The 18,196-nt window shown below is 72.3% G+C and carries 16 protein-coding genes; 4 read left to right on the top strand and 12 right to left on the bottom strand.

All coding sequences use genetic code 11. The annotated features are described in order from the left end of the window. Positions 1 to 117: 117 nt before the first annotated feature. The 4 genes from QFZ50_RS04430 to QFZ50_RS04415 all read right to left on the bottom strand — a co-directional run bounded on the left by QFZ50_RS04430 (position 118) and on the right by QFZ50_RS04415 (position 9,423). Positions 118 to 3,540, bottom strand: a complete 3,423-nt coding sequence (locus QFZ50_RS04430; protein WP_307082278.1) for an Rne/Rng family ribonuclease — start codon at positions 3,538 to 3,540, stop codon at positions 118 to 120. Between the two features lie 454 nt (positions 3,541 to 3,994). Continuing rightward, a complete protein-coding gene (gene dxs, locus QFZ50_RS04425; protein WP_307082277.1) occupies positions 3,995 to 5,968 on the bottom strand; it encodes a 1-deoxy-D-xylulose-5-phosphate synthase in 1,974 nt (657 codons plus the stop codon). A 119-nt stretch (positions 5,969 to 6,087) separates the two neighbouring features. Further along, a complete protein-coding gene (locus QFZ50_RS04420) occupies positions 6,088 to 7,437 on the bottom strand; it encodes a class I SAM-dependent RNA methyltransferase (protein ID WP_307082275.1) in 1,350 nt (449 codons plus the stop codon). 9 nt (positions 7,438 to 7,446) lie between these two features. After that, positions 7,447 to 9,423: an APC family permease gene (locus QFZ50_RS04415; RefSeq protein WP_307082273.1), complete on the bottom strand. Its 1,977-nt coding sequence runs from the start codon at positions 9,421 to 9,423 to the stop codon at positions 7,447 to 7,449. Between the two features lie 86 nt (positions 9,424 to 9,509). On the opposite strand from QFZ50_RS04415, the gene QFZ50_RS04410 reads away from it, so the two are divergent. Both QFZ50_RS04410 and QFZ50_RS04405 read left to right on the top strand, forming a co-directional pair. Then, positions 9,510 to 10,199, top strand: a complete 690-nt coding sequence (locus QFZ50_RS04410; RefSeq protein ID WP_373462297.1) for a potassium channel family protein — start codon at positions 9,510 to 9,512, stop codon at positions 10,197 to 10,199. Next, positions 10,196 to 10,873 carry a potassium channel family protein gene (locus QFZ50_RS04405; RefSeq protein ID WP_307082269.1) on the top strand — a complete coding sequence of 226 codons (678 nt, stop codon included), beginning with the start codon at positions 10,196 to 10,198 and terminating at the stop codon, positions 10,871 to 10,873. The genes QFZ50_RS04410 and QFZ50_RS04405 overlap by 4 nt, the downstream gene beginning before the upstream one ends. A 22-nt stretch (positions 10,874 to 10,895) precedes the next feature. Here the strand turns inward: QFZ50_RS04405 and QFZ50_RS04400 are convergent, their stop codons facing one another. From QFZ50_RS04400 to dut, 4 genes are all read right to left on the bottom strand, one after another. After that, positions 10,896 to 11,492, bottom strand: a complete 597-nt coding sequence (locus QFZ50_RS04400) for a DUF3159 domain-containing protein (RefSeq protein ID WP_373462296.1) — start codon at positions 11,490 to 11,492, stop codon at positions 10,896 to 10,898. A gap of 247 nt (positions 11,493 to 11,739) precedes the next feature. Continuing rightward, positions 11,740 to 12,144, bottom strand: coding sequence for a hypothetical protein (locus QFZ50_RS04395; RefSeq protein WP_307082267.1), 405 nt, complete (start codon positions 12,142 to 12,144; stop codon positions 11,740 to 11,742). 5 nt (positions 12,145 to 12,149) lie between these two features. Further along, positions 12,150 to 13,010 (bottom strand): DUF3710 domain-containing protein, encoded by an 861-nt coding sequence (locus QFZ50_RS04390; RefSeq protein ID WP_307082265.1) that lies wholly within the window; start codon positions 13,008 to 13,010, stop codon positions 12,150 to 12,152. 69 nt (positions 13,011 to 13,079) lie between these two features. Next, positions 13,080 to 13,580 carry a dUTP diphosphatase gene (gene dut / locus QFZ50_RS04385; protein ID WP_307082263.1) on the bottom strand — a complete coding sequence of 167 codons (501 nt, stop codon included), beginning with the start codon at positions 13,578 to 13,580 and terminating at the stop codon, positions 13,080 to 13,082. 116 nt (positions 13,581 to 13,696) lie between these two features. On the opposite strand from dut, the gene QFZ50_RS04380 reads away from it, so the two are divergent. Next, positions 13,697 to 14,173 carry a DUF3093 domain-containing protein gene (locus QFZ50_RS04380; RefSeq protein ID WP_307082261.1) on the top strand — a complete coding sequence of 159 codons (477 nt, stop codon included), beginning with the start codon at positions 13,697 to 13,699 and terminating at the stop codon, positions 14,171 to 14,173. Positions 14,174 to 14,199: 26 nt separating this feature from the next. Here the strand turns inward: QFZ50_RS04380 and QFZ50_RS04375 are convergent, their stop codons facing one another. Then, on the bottom strand, positions 14,200 to 14,517 hold the full coding sequence (locus QFZ50_RS04375) for a DUF4193 domain-containing protein (RefSeq protein WP_307082259.1): 318 nt from the start codon (positions 14,515 to 14,517) through the stop codon (positions 14,200 to 14,202). 186 nt (positions 14,518 to 14,703) lie between these two features. On the opposite strand from QFZ50_RS04375, the gene sepH reads away from it, so the two are divergent. After that, complete coding sequence (gene sepH, locus QFZ50_RS04370) at positions 14,704 to 16,020, top strand: septation protein SepH (RefSeq protein ID WP_307082257.1); 1,317 nt, start codon at positions 14,704 to 14,706, stop codon at positions 16,018 to 16,020. Between the two features lie 19 nt (positions 16,021 to 16,039). Here sepH and QFZ50_RS04365 read toward each other — a convergent pair whose 3' ends face one another. The 3 genes from QFZ50_RS04365 to QFZ50_RS04355 are packed head-to-tail and all read right to left on the bottom strand — an operon-like array spanning position 16,040 to position 18,190. Then, a complete protein-coding gene (locus QFZ50_RS04365) occupies positions 16,040 to 16,249 on the bottom strand; it encodes a hypothetical protein (RefSeq protein ID WP_307082255.1) in 210 nt (69 codons plus the stop codon). A gap of 2 nt (positions 16,250 to 16,251) precedes the next feature. Then, on the bottom strand, positions 16,252 to 16,995 hold the full coding sequence (locus QFZ50_RS04360) for a thymidine kinase (protein WP_307082253.1): 744 nt from the start codon (positions 16,993 to 16,995) through the stop codon (positions 16,252 to 16,254). After that, complete coding sequence (locus tag QFZ50_RS04355; RefSeq protein ID WP_307082252.1) at positions 16,988 to 18,190, bottom strand: alkaline phosphatase family protein; 1,203 nt, start codon at positions 18,188 to 18,190, stop codon at positions 16,988 to 16,990. Before QFZ50_RS04355 ends, QFZ50_RS04360 begins: the two co-directional genes overlap by 8 nt. Between the last annotated feature and the right edge of the window lie 6 nt (positions 18,191 to 18,196).

Here is an 18,196-nt window from a genome sequence, read left to right as displayed (position 1 = left end):
TTCCCGCAAATCAGCGGGCATCCGGCCGTCCCCTGGACACGGAAGGCCGGGGTCCTCGCGGACCCCGGCCTTCCCGGCGGAGCGTGCAGGTGACCGGTGCGGCCGGTCCTGCGGTTCCTACAGTTCCGAGGCAGGTACCCCGACGCCGAAGATCAGCGGCTCGGCCGCGGAGGCCTCGGGCTTCCGCGCCGCCGACGGAGCCTTGGCGACATGGCGTGTCCCCGACTGCTCGACGGCCTGCTCCGCGCCCTGCGTCTCGATCGTCGTGTCCGCGGCGCCCTGGGCGCTGCGGGCCACACGGCGGCGCGGCCGCGCCCGCCGGACCGGCGCCTCGGGAGACGCCGCTACCGGTGCCACAGCTGCCACAGGGGCGCCTGCTTCGCGGGCTCCGTCGACGGCCGGCGGTTCGGTGGCGTCGGCCACCGCTGCGCCGTCACGCACGTCCTCTGCTGCGGCGGGCGCGTTCCCCGCTGCAGGCCTCCGGTTGAAGGCCTCGCTCAGGCTGTCGAGGGTCAGGCGGGTCGACGGCGAGGCGTCGCGCTCCTGGGTCTCCGGCCGCCGGCCCTCGGCGCGTGGCAGGGTCACCGTCTCGCCGTTGATCGTGAGGACGGCCTCGGTCACCTGGATGTCGGCCTCGGCGGCCGGCTCCTCCGTCCGGTCCTCGTGTGCCTGGTCCTCGTGTGCGTGGTGCGTCGCGGCCGCGATGCTCGCCAGGGCGGCGCGGGCGGCTTCCGCCTTCGCCGCACGCTCGGGGCTCTCGGCCACGGGAGCGGGAGGCTGCACGGGCGCCTCGTCCACCGGCTGGCCGCTCCGGCCCCGGTTACGCTTGCGCTCGCTCCGGGACATCCTGTCCTGGCGCACCGGCTGGCTCTCCGGTGCGGGCACGGAGCGGTGGTGCTCGACGGGCTCCATGTGGGTCACGACGCCGCGTCCCGCACAGTGCTCGCAGTCCTCACCGAAGACTTCGAGCAGACCGGTCCCCATGCGCTTGCGCGTCATCTGGACGAGTCCCAGCGAGGTCACCTCGGCGACCTGGTGCTTGGTCCGGTCACGGCCCAGGCATTCGACGAGACGCCGGAGCACGAGGTCGCGGTTCGCCTCGAGCACCATGTCGATGAAGTCGATCACGATGATGCCGCCGATGTCGCGGAGCCGGAGCTGGCGGACGACCTCCTCGGCCGCTTCGAGGTTGTTCTTGGTGACGGTCTCCTCGAGGTTCCCGCCGCTGCCGGTGAACTTGCCGGTGTTGACGTCGACGACGGTCATGGCCTCGGTGCGGTCGATGACGAGCGAACCACCGGACGGCAGGAAGACCTTGCGTTCCAGTGCCTTCGAGATCTGCTCGTCGATGCGTGACGCGGCGAAGATGTCCTCCTCGCCCGACCACTTCTCGAGCCTGCCGACGAGGTCAGGTGCCACGTACATGACGTAGGCCTCGATGGTGTCCCACGCCTCCTCGCCCGAGACCACGAGCTTGGAGAAGTCCTCGTTGAAGACGTCGCGGACCACCTTGATGGTGAGGTCCGGTTCGCCGTACAGGAGCTCGGGCGCCAGGGTCTTGGTGGAGCCGGCCTTCCGCTCGATCTCCTCCCACTGGGCGCGGAGCCGGTTGATGTCGTGGGTCAGCTCCTCCTCGCTGGCACCCTCGGCCGCGGTGCGGACGATCACACCGGCGTTCTCCGGCAGGCGGTCCTTGAGGATCCGCTTGAGGCGGTTGCGCTCGACGTCGGGCAGCTTGCGGGAGATGCCCGTCATCGAGCCGCCGGGGACGTAGACGAGGTAGCGGCCGGGGAGGGAGATCTGGCTCGTGAGCCGGGCTCCCTTGTGGCCCACGGGGTCCTTGGTGACCTGCACCAGCACAGGATCGCCGGACTTCAGCGCGAGCTCGATGCGGCGCGGCTGGCCGTCGAGGCCCGCGGCGTCCCAGTTGACCTCGCCGGCGTACAGGACGGCGTTGCGGCCGCGTCCGATGTCCACGAACGCCGCCTCCATGCTCGGCAGCACGTTCTGCACCTTGCCGAGGTACACGTTGCCGATCAGGGAGTCCTGCTGGGTGCGGGAGACGAAGTGCTCGGCGAGGATACCGTCCTCGAGCACGCCGATCTGGATCCTGTCGTCGCGCTGGCGGACGATCATCTGCCGGTCGACGGACTCGCGCCGGGCGAGGAACTCGGCCTCGGTGATGACCTGGCGACGGCGCCCCGTGTCACGGGACTCCCGGCGGCGCTGCTTCTTCGCCTCGAGGCGGGTGGAGCCGCGGACGCTGGTCACGCGGTCGGAGACGGGCTCGCTGGACTGCCGCGGAGCACGGACACGGGTGACCGTGTTGGGCGGATCGTCGTCGTCGCCGCCCGAGAGTTCGAGGTCCTGGTCGCCACGACGGCGACGGCGACGGCGGCGTGACGTGACGGCGGCACCGTCGTCGGGGCCGTTCGTCCCGGCCGGCTCGGCGGTGGTGTCCGCCTCCTCCTGGCCCGCCTCGGTCTGGCCGGCGTCGCTGCGGCGGCCGCGGGTGCGGCGGCTCCGCCGTGAGCGGCGGCCGGCGTCCTCGGTGTCCTCCTCCGGGTCCTCCTCGCGGGGCGCGGTGACCTTGACGGAGGGCACGGTGACAGTGCTCAGGTCGGGGGCATGGAACAGGAGCGACAGGGGTGATTCCGGGACGGCAAAGGGATCGCTGCGCTGTCCCTCTGCCGCCTCGTCCTCGGGAGCCGCTGCTGCGGCGTCGTCGGGGGTCGCTGCCGCAGTGGCACCCGTCGTGTCCGGGGTGGTGTCCGGGGTGGTGTCCGGGGTGGCGCCCGTGGCGTCGGTGGCCGATGCGGGATCGGCCGGCTGCTCCGGCTCGGCGGACGGGACGGGTTCCGAGGCGCGGCGGCTGCGCGTCCGGGTGGAGGTGCGGCGCGCACGCGCGGGCTTCTCCTCGGTCGCGGCCGGGACACCCTCGGTGTCGGCGGAGGCGCCGGTGTCGGCGGAGGTGCTCGCGGAGACGGTGTCGGTGGCGTCCTGCGCCGGCGCCGTGCCACCGGTGGTGGCCTCGGCAGCTGCCGTGTCCGGGACGGCACCGCCGGAGGGACGCTGCTCGACGGGCGCGGCCGGGCCGGCCTCGGCCGTGGCCGCCCGGCGACGGGTGCGCGGTGCCCGGACCGGGGCGGCGGGAGCTGCCTCGGCATCGGTGCCCGGGGTGGCCTCCCCCGCGTCCGGGCCGGTGCCCGTGGTGTCCGTGGTGGCCGTGGTGTCCGTGCTGGCCGTCGGCGCGGCATCGGCGGTCTCGGCGACGGCGGTCTTGCGGGCCCGCGTGGCCCGCTTGCGGACCGGCGCGACGGGCGCCTCAGTAGTGGGCGCGTCGGTGACGGGTGCTTCGGTCGCCGGGGCTCCCGCGGCGGGCGCGGTCTCCTGCACGGCGGGCGGTGCCCCTGCCGGGGCACTGGCGGCGCGGCGCCTGCGCGGCGCCTTCACCGGCGCGGCCTGCTCCGAGGGTTGCTGTGCGGCCTCGGGTGCGACGGTTGCGTTCTGGTCGTTCCCCAGCTGTTCTGACTGATCCATGGGTGCTCGCTCCAAGCCCCTGCGGCGCCGGCCACATTCCGACGCCCTCCAGGGCGGTATGTCGGCCCGCCGTGGGCCCTTCGCCCGGCGGCTGACCGGAAGTCGTTGTCATATCGTCCGAGGTCACACCGTCATGGGGGTGCGTCATCACTCGGAGACCAGTGGCGCTTTTCCAACTCAGCCGCCCTTGTCGACGGTGGGTCCCTCCAGCGGATTCCCCCTCCTTCCGCCGACGGGGCGGACTCGGTAGGACGGAAGCATCGCTGGTGGAACGGAAGCCTGTCACTGGACCGGTGTGGGAATGTGGTTCCCTCGCCGGCCTTCGTCATTATCTCACACCGGACTCCTGCAGAGGGGCCCGTGGAACGGCGAGCCCGCCCGGGAAGCTCCCGCCCCGGTACCCGTCGGTGGTCCCCACGGGTACCGGCGGCGCCACCGACCGGGCGGCGCCGGGTCAGAGGTTCGGGAGCTGCCCGGTGGCCGGCGCGTGGTCGCCCGCGAGCGGCCGCGCGACCGGCACCTTGGTGCCGAGGACCTGCGCGACGACGTCGTGCGTGATCTTCTGGGCGGTGAGTCCCACGCGTTCCAGCACCTGGCTGCGCGAGCCGTGGTCGAGGAACTCGACCGGGAGGCCCACCTCGTTGAGCGCGGTGTCGACGCCCGCCGAGCGCATCTCCTGGCGGATCCTCGAGCCGACCCCGCCGGCGCGGACGCCGTCCTCGATGACGATCACGAGGCGGTGCTCGGCGGCGAGGTCGATCACCGACCGGCAGACCGGCAGGAGCCAGCGCGGGTCGATGACGGTGGAGCTGATGCCCTGCGCGCCGAGCCGGTTCGAGACGTCGAGGGCGAGCTCGCTCATGGCTCCCACGCTGATGATGAGCACGTCGTTCTGGCGGGAGCCGGCCGGTCTGCGGGACAGGACGTCCACGCCGTCGTCCAGGCGTTCGATCGCCTCGACCTCCGCACCGACCGATCCCTTGGAGTAGCGCACCACGCTCGGCGCATCGCCGATGGCGACGGCCTCGCGGAGCTCCTCGCGCAGCCGGGAGGCATCGCGCGGCGCGGCGAGGTGCAGTCCGGGCACGGCCTGCAGCATCGCGAGGTCCCACATGCCGTGGTGGCTGGCGCCGTCGGGCCCCGTCACGCCGGACCGGTCGAGGACCACCGTCACGCCTGCCTCGTGCAGGGCGACATCCATGAGGAGCTGGTCGAAGGCACGGTTCAGGAACGTCGCATACAGGGCGACGACGGGGTGCAGCCCACCGAAGGCCATGCCCGCCGCGCTCGTGAGAGCGTGCTGCTCGGCGATGCCGACGTCGAACACGCGGTCCGGGTGGCGGGCGGCGAAGCGGTGGAGGCCCACAGGGATGAGCATGGCGCCGGTGATGCCGACGATGTCGGGGCGCTCGTCGGCGATGTCCGCGATCTCGTTCGCGAAGACGGAGGTCCAGGACTGCTGGCCCGCCGCGTCCACGGGCTCGCCCGTCTCGGGGTCGATCACGCCGACGGCGTGGAACTGGTCGGCCTCGTGGGCGCGGGCGGGCGCATAGCCGTGGCCCTTCTCGGTGATCGCGTGGACGATCACGGGCCCCTCGTAGTTCCTGGCCAGGTGCAGGGCCTGCTCGACGGCGGACTGGTCGTGGCCGTCCACGGGGCCCACGTACTTCATGCCGAGGTCCTCGAAGAGCCCCTGCGGCGCCCACCAGTCCTTGATGCCCTTCTTCATGGCGTGCAGGCTCTTGTAGCTGAACTCGCCCGCCGTGCCGCCGTTCTGCATGCGCAGCTTCACCCAGTCGAGGGTGCGCTCGTAGACGCGATGCGTGCGCACGGAGTCCAGGGTGGGGCGGAGGGACGCGAGGTAGTCGGCCACGCCGCCGATGGTCGGCGCGTAGGAGCGGCCGTTGTCGTTGACCACGATCACGACGCGCCGCCGCTTGTCCGCGGCGATGTTGTTGAGGGCCTCCCAGGCCATGCCGCCGGTGAGTGCGCCGTCGCCCACGAGCACGACGGTGTAGCGGTCCCCCTCCCCGTTCAGGACACGGGCACGGGAGATGCCGTCGGCCCACGAGAGCGAGGACGAGGCATGGGAGCTCTCGACGACGTCGTGCACCGACTCGGCGCGGGACGGGTAGCCGGACAGGCCGCCCTGCTGGCGGAGGGTGCTGAAGTCCTGGCGCCCGGTCACGAGCTTGTGCACGTAGGACTGGTGGCCGGTGTCGAAGATGATGCTGTCGCGGGGCGAGTCGAACACGCGGTGGATGCCGAGGGTCAGCTCCACCACCCCGAGATTGGGGCCCAGGTGTCCGCCCGTGCGCGAGACGTTGCTGACCAGGAATGTGCGGATCTCCCCGGCGAGAGCCGCCAGTTGAGCCTCGCTGAGCTTGCTCAGGTCCTGCGGGCCGTGGATAGTCTCCAGAAGTCCCATCGGCGCCTCCTCGGTTCGTTCGGCGTGGCGAAGGAATCGCCGCTGATTGACCTTAACTCTAACGTTCGGGTATCCGCCCGGGTGCCATCGGGGACCCGCGATCCGTGACCGCCGCCGGGTCAGGCCGACGGCGGGAGGAGGCGCGCGAACGATTCCATGTGGTGCGTGTGGGGGTAGAGGTCGAAGACGCGGAGGGTGTCGAGCGTCCAGCCGGCGGAGAGGAAATAGCCGAGGTCGCGTGCGAACGACGCCGGGTCGCAGGACACGTAGCCGACCACCCGCGGCGAGGCGTCGAGGATCTGCCGGACCACCTTCTTCCCCGCGCCGGCGCGGGGCGGATCGAGGAGCACGGCGTCGAGCGGCTCGTTCCAGCGGCCGAGCACGGCGTCCACGCGGCCCTGCACGATCGCCACGTGGTCCTGGCCGTGGAGGTTGCGTCGCGCGTCGCGGCTCGTCCCGGGGGACCCCTCGACCGACAGCACGGATCCGGTCGGGCCGACGGCGCGGGCGAGGGGCACGGTGAAGAGCCCGGCACCGGCGTAGAGATCGGCGATCCGCTCGCCCGCGGCGGGCTGGAGGCCGTCGAGCACAGCGGTGGCGAGGGCCTCCGGTGCGCCCCGGTGGATCTGCCAGAACCCTGCGCCGGTGACGCGGTAGTCGAGTCCCAGCACGCTCTCCTGGAGCCAGGTCCGCCCCGTGAGGCGCCGGACCTGGCCGGACTCCGGTTCGAGGACTCCCACCGAGGCGCCGTCGATCGAGGACGCCACGGCGGCGACGCGGCGCGGGGACGTGCCGGCGGCGGGGACGAGGAGGACCAGCGGGTCTCCCCCGCCGGACGGTGCGGCGACGTCCACCCGCTCGATTCCGGAGAGGTCCAGGGTCCACAGCCGCAGCGCGTTGATCGCGGGGACGGCCAGGGGCATCTCCCGCACCGGGACGACGGAGTGCGAACGGTGCAGGTGCATCGCCAGGCGTCCGGCGGCGTCGACGGCGAAGGCGGCCCGCGTGCGCCAGGCCAGCCCGTCGGCGGCCTCGCCGCGGGCGGGTTCGGCGGTCACGGTCCTCCCGGTCTTCGCCAGGCGGGCGAGCTGCTCCTCGAAGATCGCGGCCTTCAGGCGCCGCTGCTCGTCGAGGGCGATGTGCCCGAACTCGGCACCCCCCACGGCCGAGCGTCCGCGGGCGGCCGTGAAGAGGGCGTCGGCGAGCGGCCAGGGATGCGTCACCCGGTGGGGTGAGGACTCGAGCACCTCGACGACGTCGGCGCGCCAGAAGCTGGCGCCGTCGTCCGTGTCGGTGAAGCGCACGCGCACGCGCTCCCCCGGCAGCGCGTGCCGCACGAACACCACGCGGCCCTCGTGCCGCGCCACGAAGTGCCCGCCGTGGGCGGGCCGTTCGATGGTCAGGTCCACCGTCCCGGCCGGTTCCGTGGCGGCGGGATCGGGAGCTGCGGATGGTTCAGGGAGGGTCATGATGTCTTCCTACTTCAGGTCCTGGTAGATGCGGGTCGCGTCGGAGGACGCGAGCTGCCACGGCACGCTGGCAACCATCACCCCGGGGACGAAGTGCAGCCGTGCCTTGATGCGCAGGGCCGTCTGGTTGTGGACGAGCTGCTCCCACCACTTTCCCACCACGTACTCGGGGATGTAGACCACGACGAGGTCACGCGGGGAGTCCCTGCGCATCGTCGTGATGTAGTCGAGGATCGGGGTGATGGTGTCGCGGTAGGGCGAGGCGAGGACCGTGATGGGTACGGGGATCTCGTATCTCTCCCAGTCGGCGAGGGTGCGGCGCGTCTGCTCGGGGTCCACGTCCACGGTGATGGCGTCGAGCCGGGACGGCCGGGAGGCCCGGGCGAATGCCAGCGCCCGCAGCACCGGTTTCCGGACGTGGGAGACGAGGATCACGGCGTGGACCCGGGAGGGAAGCGCACGCAGGTGGACGGCGTCGTCGATCGCGAGCTCGGCGGCCACGACGTCGTAGTGCTTCTTGATGCTGCGCATGACGGCGAAGAGCACGGCCATCGCGAGGACGGCGATCCACGCCCCGTACTCGAACTTGGTGACGAGCACGACGACGAGCACCGCCGCGGTGAGGACGAAGCCGAGCATGTTGATGGCCCGCGACTTGCGGATGGCCCAGCGCTCCTGGGTGCCGACCGTGCTGCGCAGGGTGCGGTTCCAGTGCAGGACCAGGCCGAGCTGGCCCCCGGTGAAGGAGACGAACACACCCACGATGTACAGCTGCACCAGCGCTGTGACGTCCGCCTGGAAGAGGACGATGAGCACGACGGCGCCGAGTCCGAGCAGGAGGATGCCGTTGCTGAAGGTCAGCCGGTCCCCCCGGGTGCGCAGCTGCCGCGGCAGGTACCCGTCGGTCGCGAGGGTGGAGGCCAGGACGGGGAACGCGGCGAAGGCCGCGTGGGCGGCGAGCAGCAGGACCAGCGCCGTCACGGCGACGACGCCGTAGAAGGCCGGCGACCCGGCGTCGAAGACGGTCCGGGCCAGCTGGCTCACTACGGGGGCCTGGATGTAGTCCCCGGGGACGGGGCCGCCGTCGAGGCGGAGCTGCGCCGCCGGATCCTGCACCACGTGGACGCGCGCGGCGTTGGCGAGGTAGATGATGCCCGCGAGCATCGCTGAGGACACGATGCCGAGGATGAGCAGTGTCGTGGCGGCGTTCCGGCTCTGCGGCGCCTGGAAACGGGGCACGTTCGACACGGGCCCCTCGAGCCCGGTCAGCGCTGCGGCGCCCGCCGAGAACGCCCGGAGGACCAGGAGCGCGCCGGCCAGGCCCACGAGGCCGGTGTCGAGGGCCGCGTCCGGCACGATCTCGAAGCGGGCGCTCGGCGCCTGCGCGAGGGTGCCCGAGAGCGCCTGGACCACACCGGTGGCGCAGAGGGCGAGGATCCCGGCGAGGAAGGCGTAGGCCACGACGGCGCGGGCCCGGAAGCCGCGCGTGGTGCCGCGGAGGTTCAGCAGCACGAGCACCGCGACACCGGCGACGGCCAGCACCACGCGAGCACCGTGGAGGGATGGCGCGAGCGAGACGACGTACTGCGCGGCCGCCGAGACCGAGACGGCCACCGTCAGCACGTAGTCGACCATGAGCGCCGACGCGACCGTGGCCCCGGCCCGGGGGCCGATGTTCCGCTTGGCGATCTCGTAGTCGTCCCCGCCCGACGGGTAGGCCCGCATGGCCTGGCGGTAGGAGGCGACGACGACGAGCAGCACCGCGATCACGGCCACCCCCACCCACGGCGAGATGGCCACCGCCGCCACGCCTGCGAGGGCGAGGGTGAGGAGGATCTCGTCCGGCGCGTAGGCGACCGACGAGAGGGCACTGGCGGAGAAGACGGGCATCGCGAGGCGCTTCGGGAGCGTCCTGCTCCTCAGGCTGTCGCTGGCGAAGGGCCTGCCCACCAGCACCCTCTTGACAGCCTCGAGAAAAGTCAGCACAGCCCAAACACTAGCGCGTCCGTGCCCGCGGGCAGCCACTAGGCTTGGTGCTGGTACGGCACGGGACAGCAGGATCTACAGCAGGAATCAGGGGTGCCTCGGTGGCTCATTTCGTGATCATGGGGTGCGGCAGGGTGGGTGTCAGTCTGGCGCACACCCTCGACGACTCAGGGCACTCGGTAGCAATCATCGATCAGGACGACCGCGCGTTCCGCCGGCTGCGGTCCTCGTTCGGCGGTCGCAAGGTGACCGGCGTGGGGTTCGACCGCGAGACGCTCAAGTACGCGGAGATCGGCGACGCCTACGCCTTCGCCGCCGTCTCCAGCGGCGACAACTCCAACATCCTCGCCACGCGCGTGGCCCGGGAGACCTTCCACGTGCCGCACGTCGTCGCACGTATCTACGATCCGGGGCGCGCGGAGATCTACCAGCGCCTCGGCATCCCCACGGTCGCGGCGGTCCGCTGGAGCGCCGACCAGGTGCTGCGGCGGATCCTGCCCGAGCAGACCATCAACGGGGACTTCCGCGAGACCTCCGGCCGGCTGATCCTCGCCGAGCTCGCGCTCGCGGACGCCTGGCTCGGCCGGTCGCTGCGGAGCATCGAGGCGGCGAGCGGCGTGCGCATCGCCTATGTCACCCGCTTCGGCGAGGGCATCCTCCCGACCGCCGAGACGAGCTACCAGCAGGGCGACACCCTGCACGCCATGATGAGGACGACGGCGACGGACGAGATCACCCGTATCCTCGCCGCAGCCCCGAAGGAGGAGAGCCGATGAGGGTCGTCATCGCCGGAGCCGGGAGCGTGGGGTCCTCGATCGCACGCGAACTGCTGGGCAACAACCACGAGATCCTGCTGATCGACGAGAAGCCGGAGGTGATCGGCCGCAGCGGGCTCAAGGGGGCCAAGTGGCTGATCGGCGACGCCTGCGAGCTCACGACGCTGAAGGACGCCCACCTCGACGAGGCCGACGTCGTGGTGTCCGCCACGGGCGACGACAAGGTGAACCTCGTGGTGTCGCTGCTCGCCAAGAGCGAGTTCGGCGTGGGACGCACGGTGGGCCGGGTGAACAACCCCAAGAACGACTGGATGTTCGACGACTCCTGGGGCGTGGACGTTGCCGTCAACACCCCGCGCCTCATGACGGCGCTCGTCGAGGAGGCGGTGGAGATCGGCGACGTGGTGCGCCTGCTGACGCTGCAGACCGGGGTGTCCTCGATCGTCGAGTTCACCGTTCCCGCGGACTCGCCCCTCGTCGGCGGCACGATCGGTTCGATCAGCCTGCCCGAGGACTGCGCCGTCGTCGCCGTGCTGCGGGACGACTCCCCCATCACGCCGAGCCCGGACGACGTCGTCGAGGGCGGCGACGAGATGTTCTTCCTGGCCGCCATCGCGGCCGAGGACGACCTGCGGGCCGCCCTCTCCGCCAGGACCGACCGCGCCGCAGGCTGAGGGCGGGCCGGGCCCGCTCCGCCTAGCCCTTCGGTGCGGCGGGGCCCGATGCGCTCGAGCCCTCGGACACGGCGGGCGCCGGGCGGGAGACGATCCACGCGAGCCAGAGGCCGAGGGCGTACAGCGGCAGGCCCATGGCCACGCGCGTGGAGCCGAGGGCCGCGACGTTCCCGACGAGGTAGAGCGGCACCTGCACCACGAGCCGCAGCGCCAGCACCGCGACGATGATCCAGGTCGCCGTGCTGTAGGCGCGGACCCGCGCCGGGGCCTTGCGCCACTCGATGCCCTCGTTCCGGATGAAGCCGAACAGGAGCCCCGCGAAGGGCCACCGGAAGCCCACCGAGGCGACCATCGCCACGATGTACGCGCCGTTGATGAAGAACCCGGGCAGGAAGAAGTCCTCGGCGTTGCCGGTGCGCAGGGCCACGAAGGCACAGAACGCGACGCCGACCAGCCCGGCGAGGGCCTGCGTCACGGGGGTCCGCGAGACGAGCCGGACGGCGGTGAAGACCGCCGACACGGCCAGCGCCGCGATCAGCGAGACCTGCAGGTCCGTGGTGAGGGTGAAGAGGACCGTGAACACGAGTCCGGGCCCGATGCTCTCGGCGAGCCCCTGCACCCCGCCGATCGACGAGAGGACGTCGATCTGGCCGGCGTGGTTGCGCCGCACACCGGACTTGGCGGCGTACTGGGACGCGAGATCGGCCGCCGTCGGGCCCTCCTGCGGCCCGGGAGGCACCGCAGGAGACCCGGAGGGAGACCCTGCGGGAGGCACGGGGGCGGGTCCGGGGACCGCGCGGGCGCCCGCGTCCGGTCGGCGTCCGGCGCCGGTCTCGTCGGTCGGGTGGCTCACGGGTGGTTCCTCATCAATACTCCTCGGGGCGGCCGATGATCTCGTAGCGGGGGTTGTACACGGTAGGGGTGCCGGCGACCCGGCTCAGCATCCCCTCGAAGCGCAGGGCCACACCGGCCTCGATCCCGGGGACACGACGCTGGCCCATCCAGACGATCCGCACGTCCTCGTTCGCTCCGTTCCAGTCGATCCTCGCGAGGACCGCGAACGACGGCGGCGCCGTCGCCGGGGCGATGGTGATCCTCGCGATCACCCCGTGCGCCTTGATCCTGCCACGCTGCGGCAGGGGCGCCGGCAGAGGCTCGGCGGCCGGTGCCGGGAGCGGCACCGGACGGACCGCGCCCGGAGGAGCGGTCGCGAACCGGCCTGCCCGGTTCCCCCGGTCGGCGGGACCGGGGGCGTCCTGCCGTGTGCGCACGGGCGTCAGCGGGTCTCGGTGATCTCGGGGCCGCGCTCGAGCGGGTTCAGGTCGGGGCGCACGGGCGAGGGCGCGGGCGGAGGGCCGGCCGAGGCGTCCTTCGGCAGCCTGAGCTGCAGAAGCTCGCGCGGCGGGAGGGGGTGGTCGCCGCGGACCACCACGACGCTGCGGAACAGCGTCTCCATGGGCGCTGCAGCGTCCCGGTCGAGCGCTGCGGGCCCGCCGAACACGCCGCGGAGGAACCAGCGGGGACCGTTGACGCCGACGAAGCGGGCCACCCGGTAGCCCGGCTGGCCGTCCGGCGTCTGTGCAGGCAGCTTCGCGAGGAGCTCGGTGCCGAGTCGGCCGGGCCGTTCCTCGACGGTGCCGCCCTGCGACCCCACGGAGACGCCGATCTGCTCCCGGATCTCGTCCCAGAGCCCCTCCGTCTTCGGCGCCGCGAAGGCCTGGAGCTGCAGCGTCGAGCCGCCGAGGTCCAGCGTCACGGCGATGACACGCTTGCTGCGCTCCTCCACTTCGAGGCGCAGCTGCAGCCCTTCGGCCGCGTGGATGCGGAGGGCGCCGAGGTCGATGTAGCCGCTCTCCGTCTCCTGCTCCGACAGGTCGAAGGGGCCGAGTGTCGACCTCTCGTAGTCGGCGCTCGCCACGTGCCCGGCGGGCGCAGGGACGGCGTCGGTCGCGGCAGGAGCTGCCACGGCAGGATCGGCGGCGGCGGCGGCGCCGTCGCCGGTCGTGCTTCCCGCGTCGGCGTCGGCCGCTGCCGGACCGCCCTGGGCTGCCTCCGGCGCGTCGTCGCTCACCGCTTCGGCGTCCTGCTGCGCGTCGGCGTCGTCGTTCTTCTTCTTCCTGAGGCGCCCAAAAGCCATCTCCGGGTTCCTTTCCTGATCACGTGCTCGAGTAGATGAAGTCTTCACGGGTGTCGCGGGAGCGGCGGGTCAGCCGTCCGCAGGGGTGCCCGCGGCGGCCAGTGTCGCATCGCGTCCCCCGAATCCGCCGGTCGAGCCGAACCCGCCGGTGCCGCGTACGCTCTCGGGCAGGGCCTCCACCACGGTGAAGGCCGCACGCTCGACGCGCTGGATGACGAGCTGCGCGATGCGGTCGCCGCGCGTGAAGCGGACGGCCTCGGTCCGATCCGTGTTGAGGAGGCAGACCTTGATCTCGCCGCGGTACCCTGCGTCGACGGTCCCGGGGGCGTTGACGATCGTCACGCCGTGCCGCGCGGCGAGGCCGGAGCGCGGATGGACGAGTCCCACGTACCCGGCGGGGAGGGCCAGCGCCACCCCCGTCGGGACGAGCGACCGCTCACCGGGCTCGAGGACGAGGTCCACGGCGATGCGCAGGTCCGCGCCGGCGTCGCCGTCGGTGGCGTACGCGGGCGGCTCGAGGCCGTCGTCGAGCATCAAGATCTGGACCGGGAGGTCCTGCTGTGTACTCATCGACCGCATCTCCCACGCACGCTATCCGGTTACCAGCCCCCCACTTTAGCGCCTTTGCCCGGGGGCAGGGCGGCGGCCGGGATGAGTCATCCGGGAAATGGTGGGAAGCTGGTGTCATGTCCAGCGCGCCAGGGGGAGCCCCCCGGAACACACCCGACCAGGCCGTCCTCTACGAGGAGCGCCTGTGGCCGACCCCCTGGGTCTGGCTCATCGCGGCGGGCCTCGCCGCGGCCACGATCGTGGTGTTCGCACCCATCTCGATGCTCGTCGGCTACAGCGTCGCCGCCGTGGTCGCGGTCATCGTGTTCACGCTCCTCGTGCTCTCCACCCCCCGCATCGCCGTCACGGAGACCACCCTCACCGTCGGGCGCGCGAGCATCGAACGGACCTACCTCGGCGCGGTCGAATGGTTCACCGGCGACGACGCCACGTACCAGCGCGGACCCGGATTGAACGGCCTCGCCTACCTCTGTATCCGGGGGTGGATCTCCCCCGTGGTGCGGATCGAGGTCACGGACCCGGAGGACCGGACGCCCTACTGGCTCGCGTCCTCCCGCAACCCCGAGCGCCTCGCCGCGGCGCTCACCCGCTGACGGCGATCAGCCGCTGACGCGGGCGCTCAGCCTTCGCAGTCCACGCAGTAGAGGAGCCCGCCCCGTTCGTGGGCGATCTGCGACCGGTGGCGCACGAGGAAACACGACGCGCAGGTGAACTCGTCGGCCTGGGCCGCCAGGATCTGTACCGAGATCTCCTCGCTGGAGAGGTCCGCTCCCGGCAGGTCGAAGGAATCGGCCGCCTCGAGCTCGTCCTCGTCGATCACGGGGGCCAGGACCGCCGTCGGCCCGGTGCCCTCCGTATGTGCCCGCTCCCCGTGCCGTCCGGCGCGGTCGTGCGCCGTGTGCGTCGCCCCATGATTCGTTCGACCGTCGAGTGTCATCCCTGCCTCTTCCCCCTCATCACCGACCGCCCGGCGGGCGGCTTCCAACGAACTCGCATAACGTCGACGGGGCCAAATTTGTGCCCGGCGCCCGTGCAGCGTACGCCACGCCTTACCGCGTAGTAGGAATGGCCGCCATTCAATGGCACAGTTTCCCCTAGGAATTATTGTCGGCTGGAGGAATCGATGCAGGAGTTACGCCTGGTGGGTGTGGATGGCGAACATCTGCTGTTGAGCGGCGAGCAGGGCAGGTCGTTCCGGCTGCCCATCGACGATGCGCTGCGCACCGCGACCACCAGGGCCGGTGTGTCCCGGCCGTCGGTGTCCGAGGCTCCCTCCGTGCCCGAGGAACCCCGGCGGAAGCCTCCGAAGCCGCCCGTCCATCTGACCCCGCGCGACATCCAGGCGCGCATCCGCGCAGGAGCGACGGCGGAGCAGGTGTCCGCGGAGTCGGGACTCGACCTCGCGCACGTCGAGCGCTACGAGGGCCCGGTGCGGGCCGAGCGTGACTACGTGGCGTACCTCGCGCAGCGCGTCGAGGTCGCCACCCCCCTGCCGAGCCACGACGGCTACCGCTCCGCGTTCGGCGACAGCCCCGCCCTCCTCGGGGACATGGTGGCGTTCCGGGTGCGCAGCTACGGGATCGACCCGTCGTCGCTGGAGTGGGACTCCTGGCGCCGCCAGGACGGCTCCTGGCACGTCGAGGCGTCGTTCGACCTGCCCGAGGATTCCCAGGTGGACCTCGGGGAGCAGCCGCCCGCCCAGTGGACGTACAACCCGACGCGGAAGACCGTCACCAACGGCAACCGGTGGGCGCAGGTGCTGAGCGAACTGGAGCCGCTCGACGGTCCGCTGCCCTCCCGGCGGCTCAGCGCCGTGGCGGACCGCGTCTTCGATTTCGAGGCGGAGAAGGCCGACGAGGCACCGGACGCGGCGACCTCCGACCAGGACGGCCTGCTGGACGTGCTCCGGTCCCGGCGCGGTCAGCGCCTGGGAGCGGACGAGGACGGCGACGACGCCCTCGCGGCGCTCCTGAGCCGCGGCGGTATCCCGGCGGCCCACCCGAGGGACGACGACGACACGCCGCAGGAGGAGCAGGAGACCCCGGTACCGGGGCTGGCCCTCGCGCCCAGCGCGGCGCACGAGGCGGACGGCGCCGACGACCTCCTGGAGGCGGGAACCGGTCCTGCGCACCACGAGGACGGCACGCCGAGGCTGTACGACGGCGTCAGCACCGACACCCGCGAGATCAGCGTCTTCGCGCAGCCCACGCCTCCGCAGCAGCCGCCCGCAGCCGCCGCCCGTCCCACGGGAACCGGGAGTGCAGCGGGCCGTGCCGCGGCGGACGAGGGCGCACGACCCACCGGCAGGGACTCGGGCAAGGAAGCCGCGAAGGAAGCCGGCAAGCCTGCGGCGGACGCGGCCGCGGAGCGCCGTGCGAAGCCGAAGCGGTCGAGCGTGCCGAGCTGGGACGACATCGTCTTCGGACGCAAGGGCGACTGACGCCCGACGCGCCGGGCGGCTAGCGCCGTCCGGCCGCCCATGGCGGCCCTGTCCTTCCGGGGGGTCCCCCGGCGTGTCGGCGACGCGTGACAGCGGCTCCGACGGCGACCCCGGCCAGCGCCCAGAAGGCGCCGACCCCGACCCCTGCCAGGACGATCCAGAACGGTACGCGCAGGGCGTCCTGGTCGCCGTGTCGTCCGTCGTCCGTCGGTGCTCCGGTGTGCGGCATGGTCAGATTCTGCCAGGCTCCCGCTGTTTCGGCTCGAAGGGCAGTGGGATCTCGTTGGAGTAGAGCGACGGCGAGGTCCGGGAGGTCTGGCGGCGCATGTGGTGGCGCCGGCACAGCGTCTCGTAGCCGACCAGCGGCTCGCGGTCCCCGCCCGGCGCCTCCGGCCCGGGACCGGGCACGAGGTCCACGTCCCCACCCGTGTCCGGGTCCACCGACTGGTCGACGTCGCCCACCACCATCTGGTCGCCCTCGACGACCATGACGCCGTCGACGGTGCGGGCGTTGTGCGTGGCCCGCTTGCCGCACCAGCACAGCGCCTCGACCTGCAGGACCTGCACCCGGTCGGCGAGTTCGATGAGGCGCTGCGACCCGGGGAAGAGCCGTGTGCGGAAGTCGGAGGTGATCCCGAAGCTGAACACATCGATGTCCATCTCGTCGACGACGCGCGCCAGCTGGTCGATCTGGTCCGTCGTGTAGAACTGCGCCTCGTCGCAGATGACGTAGTCGATCCGCGCCCCCATGGTCTGCCGGACGGTCAGCTCCACCCAGAAATCCGTGTCCGGGAAGACCTCGACGGCCGGGACCTGCAGGCCGAGCCGGCTCGAGATCATCGACTCCCCCGCGCGGTCGTGGGAGCTGAAGAGCACGCCGCGCCGGCCGCGGGCCTTGTGGTTGTGGTCCATCTGCAGTGCGAGCGTGGACTTGCCGCAGTCCATGGTGCCCGAGAAGAACAGGAGTTCAGCCACGGCGTGCCCCCTTGCCGCTCCCCCGGCGCTTGGCGCCCTCGGGCTTCGCCAGGATCAGCAGCGGGATGTCGCGCTCGGCCCGGGTGAGGGAGCCGTGCTGCCCGACCATCTCGAACGCCCCCGGGTCAACGCGCCGCCCGTCGATGAGGGCGATCCCCTCGCGTGCCAGGACGAGCAGGTCCCCGATGCGCGGCAGGACGGCGTCGCTCACCGCCCCGAAGTAGCCCCCGGCGACGGCCTCCTCGCGGGTCAGCACCCAGGCGCGACGACCGAAGGCCTCGTTCCAGCGCAGGGCCAGCGCATCCCGGTCGTCCGCGGTGAGCGCGGGGTCGAGGTAGAGGTGGAGCATGCGCGGCTCGCCTCCGGTGTGCGCCACGCCGTCGAGGAGCTCCGCGTGGTCCGAGTAGTCGATGCGCTGGGACGGCGGGACGTCCACCATGCCGTGGTCGGCGGTGAGCAGCAGGAGCGTGTCGGACGGTACCCTGCGGGCCAGGAGCCTCAGCGCGGCGTCCAGGTCCTCCAGTGCGCGCACCCACTCCGGGGAGTCGACGCCGTACCGGTGCCCGGCCTTATCGAGGTCGTTGACGTAGAAGTACAGGAGCATGGCGGGGGCCGTCGCCAGGTGCTCCGCCGCGGCGTTGATCCGTGCCTGGATGGTGCCGGCTCCCACGAAGGCCGCGCCGCGCAGTGCGGCCCGCGTCATCGGGGAGTCCTCGAAGCGCGGCTGGCTGACGGTGACCACCGGGAGGTGGGCGGAGACCCTCTCGAAGACCGTCGGGTGGGGCTGCCAGGTGAGCGGGTCGACGGCGGCGTCCCAGCGTCCCAGCATGTTGACCACGCGGTCCTGGGCGGGATCGAGGACGTCGTAGCCCACCATGCCGTGCTGCCCGGGCGGCAGCCCGGTGCCGAGGCTGGCGAGCGATGCGGCCGTCGTGGAGGGGAAGGCCGAGGAGAGGATGCGGGCGGAGTCGAGGCTCTCCCGCAGGTAGGGCGCGTGGGCGGCGTACCGGCGCAGCAGCGGCATGCCGAGGCCGTCGACCATGACCACGACGACGCGGCGGGCGGCCGGTAGCGCCAGAGTGTTGGTGAACCCGTCGACGCCGAGCGCCGCGGCCGCGCTGGTCATCACGTCGGCCACGCTGGAGGCACCGTAGAGGGGCGGAGCCGGGAGGGGCTCCTGGTGCGTGAAAGCCATCGGCTG

This window comes from Arthrobacter agilis (assembly GCF_030816075.1).
Classification (GTDB): Bacteria; Actinomycetota; Actinomycetes; order Actinomycetales; family Micrococcaceae; genus Arthrobacter_D; species Arthrobacter_D agilis_E.
This window is presented reverse-complemented; position numbering and strand designations above follow the sequence as displayed.

Excerpts from the sequence above, each read along its gene's own strand:
- dut (WP_307082263.1), bottom strand. The coding sequence starts at position 13,580 with ATGAGTACACAGCAGGACCTCCCGGTCCAGATCTTGATGCTCGACGAC.
- QFZ50_RS04380 (WP_307082261.1), top strand. The coding sequence starts at position 13,697 with ATGTCCAGCGCGCCAGGGGGAGCCCCCCGGAACACACCCGACCAGGCC.
- QFZ50_RS04365 (WP_307082255.1), bottom strand. The coding sequence starts at position 16,249 with ATGCCGCACACCGGAGCACCGACGGACGACGGACGACACGGCGACCAG.
- QFZ50_RS04355 (WP_307082252.1), bottom strand. The coding sequence starts at position 18,190 with ATGGCTTTCACGCACCAGGAGCCCCTCCCGGCTCCGCCCCTCTACGGT.
- QFZ50_RS04375 (WP_307082259.1), bottom strand. The coding sequence starts at position 14,517 with ATGACACTCGACGGTCGAACGAATCATGGGGCGACGCACACGGCGCAC.
- QFZ50_RS04405 (WP_307082269.1), top strand. The coding sequence starts at position 10,196 with ATGAGGGTCGTCATCGCCGGAGCCGGGAGCGTGGGGTCCTCGATCGCA.
- QFZ50_RS04430 (WP_307082278.1), bottom strand. The coding sequence starts at position 3,540 with ATGGATCAGTCAGAACAGCTGGGGAACGACCAGAACGCAACCGTCGCA.
- sepH (WP_307082257.1), top strand. The coding sequence starts at position 14,704 with ATGCAGGAGTTACGCCTGGTGGGTGTGGATGGCGAACATCTGCTGTTG.
- dxs (WP_307082277.1), bottom strand. The coding sequence starts at position 5,968 with ATGGGACTTCTGGAGACTATCCACGGCCCGCAGGACCTGAGCAAGCTC.
- QFZ50_RS04420 (WP_307082275.1), bottom strand. The coding sequence starts at position 7,437 with ATGACCCTCCCTGAACCATCCGCAGCTCCCGATCCCGCCGCCACGGAA.
- QFZ50_RS04390 (WP_307082265.1), bottom strand. The coding sequence starts at position 13,010 with ATGGCTTTTGGGCGCCTCAGGAAGAAGAAGAACGACGACGCCGACGCG.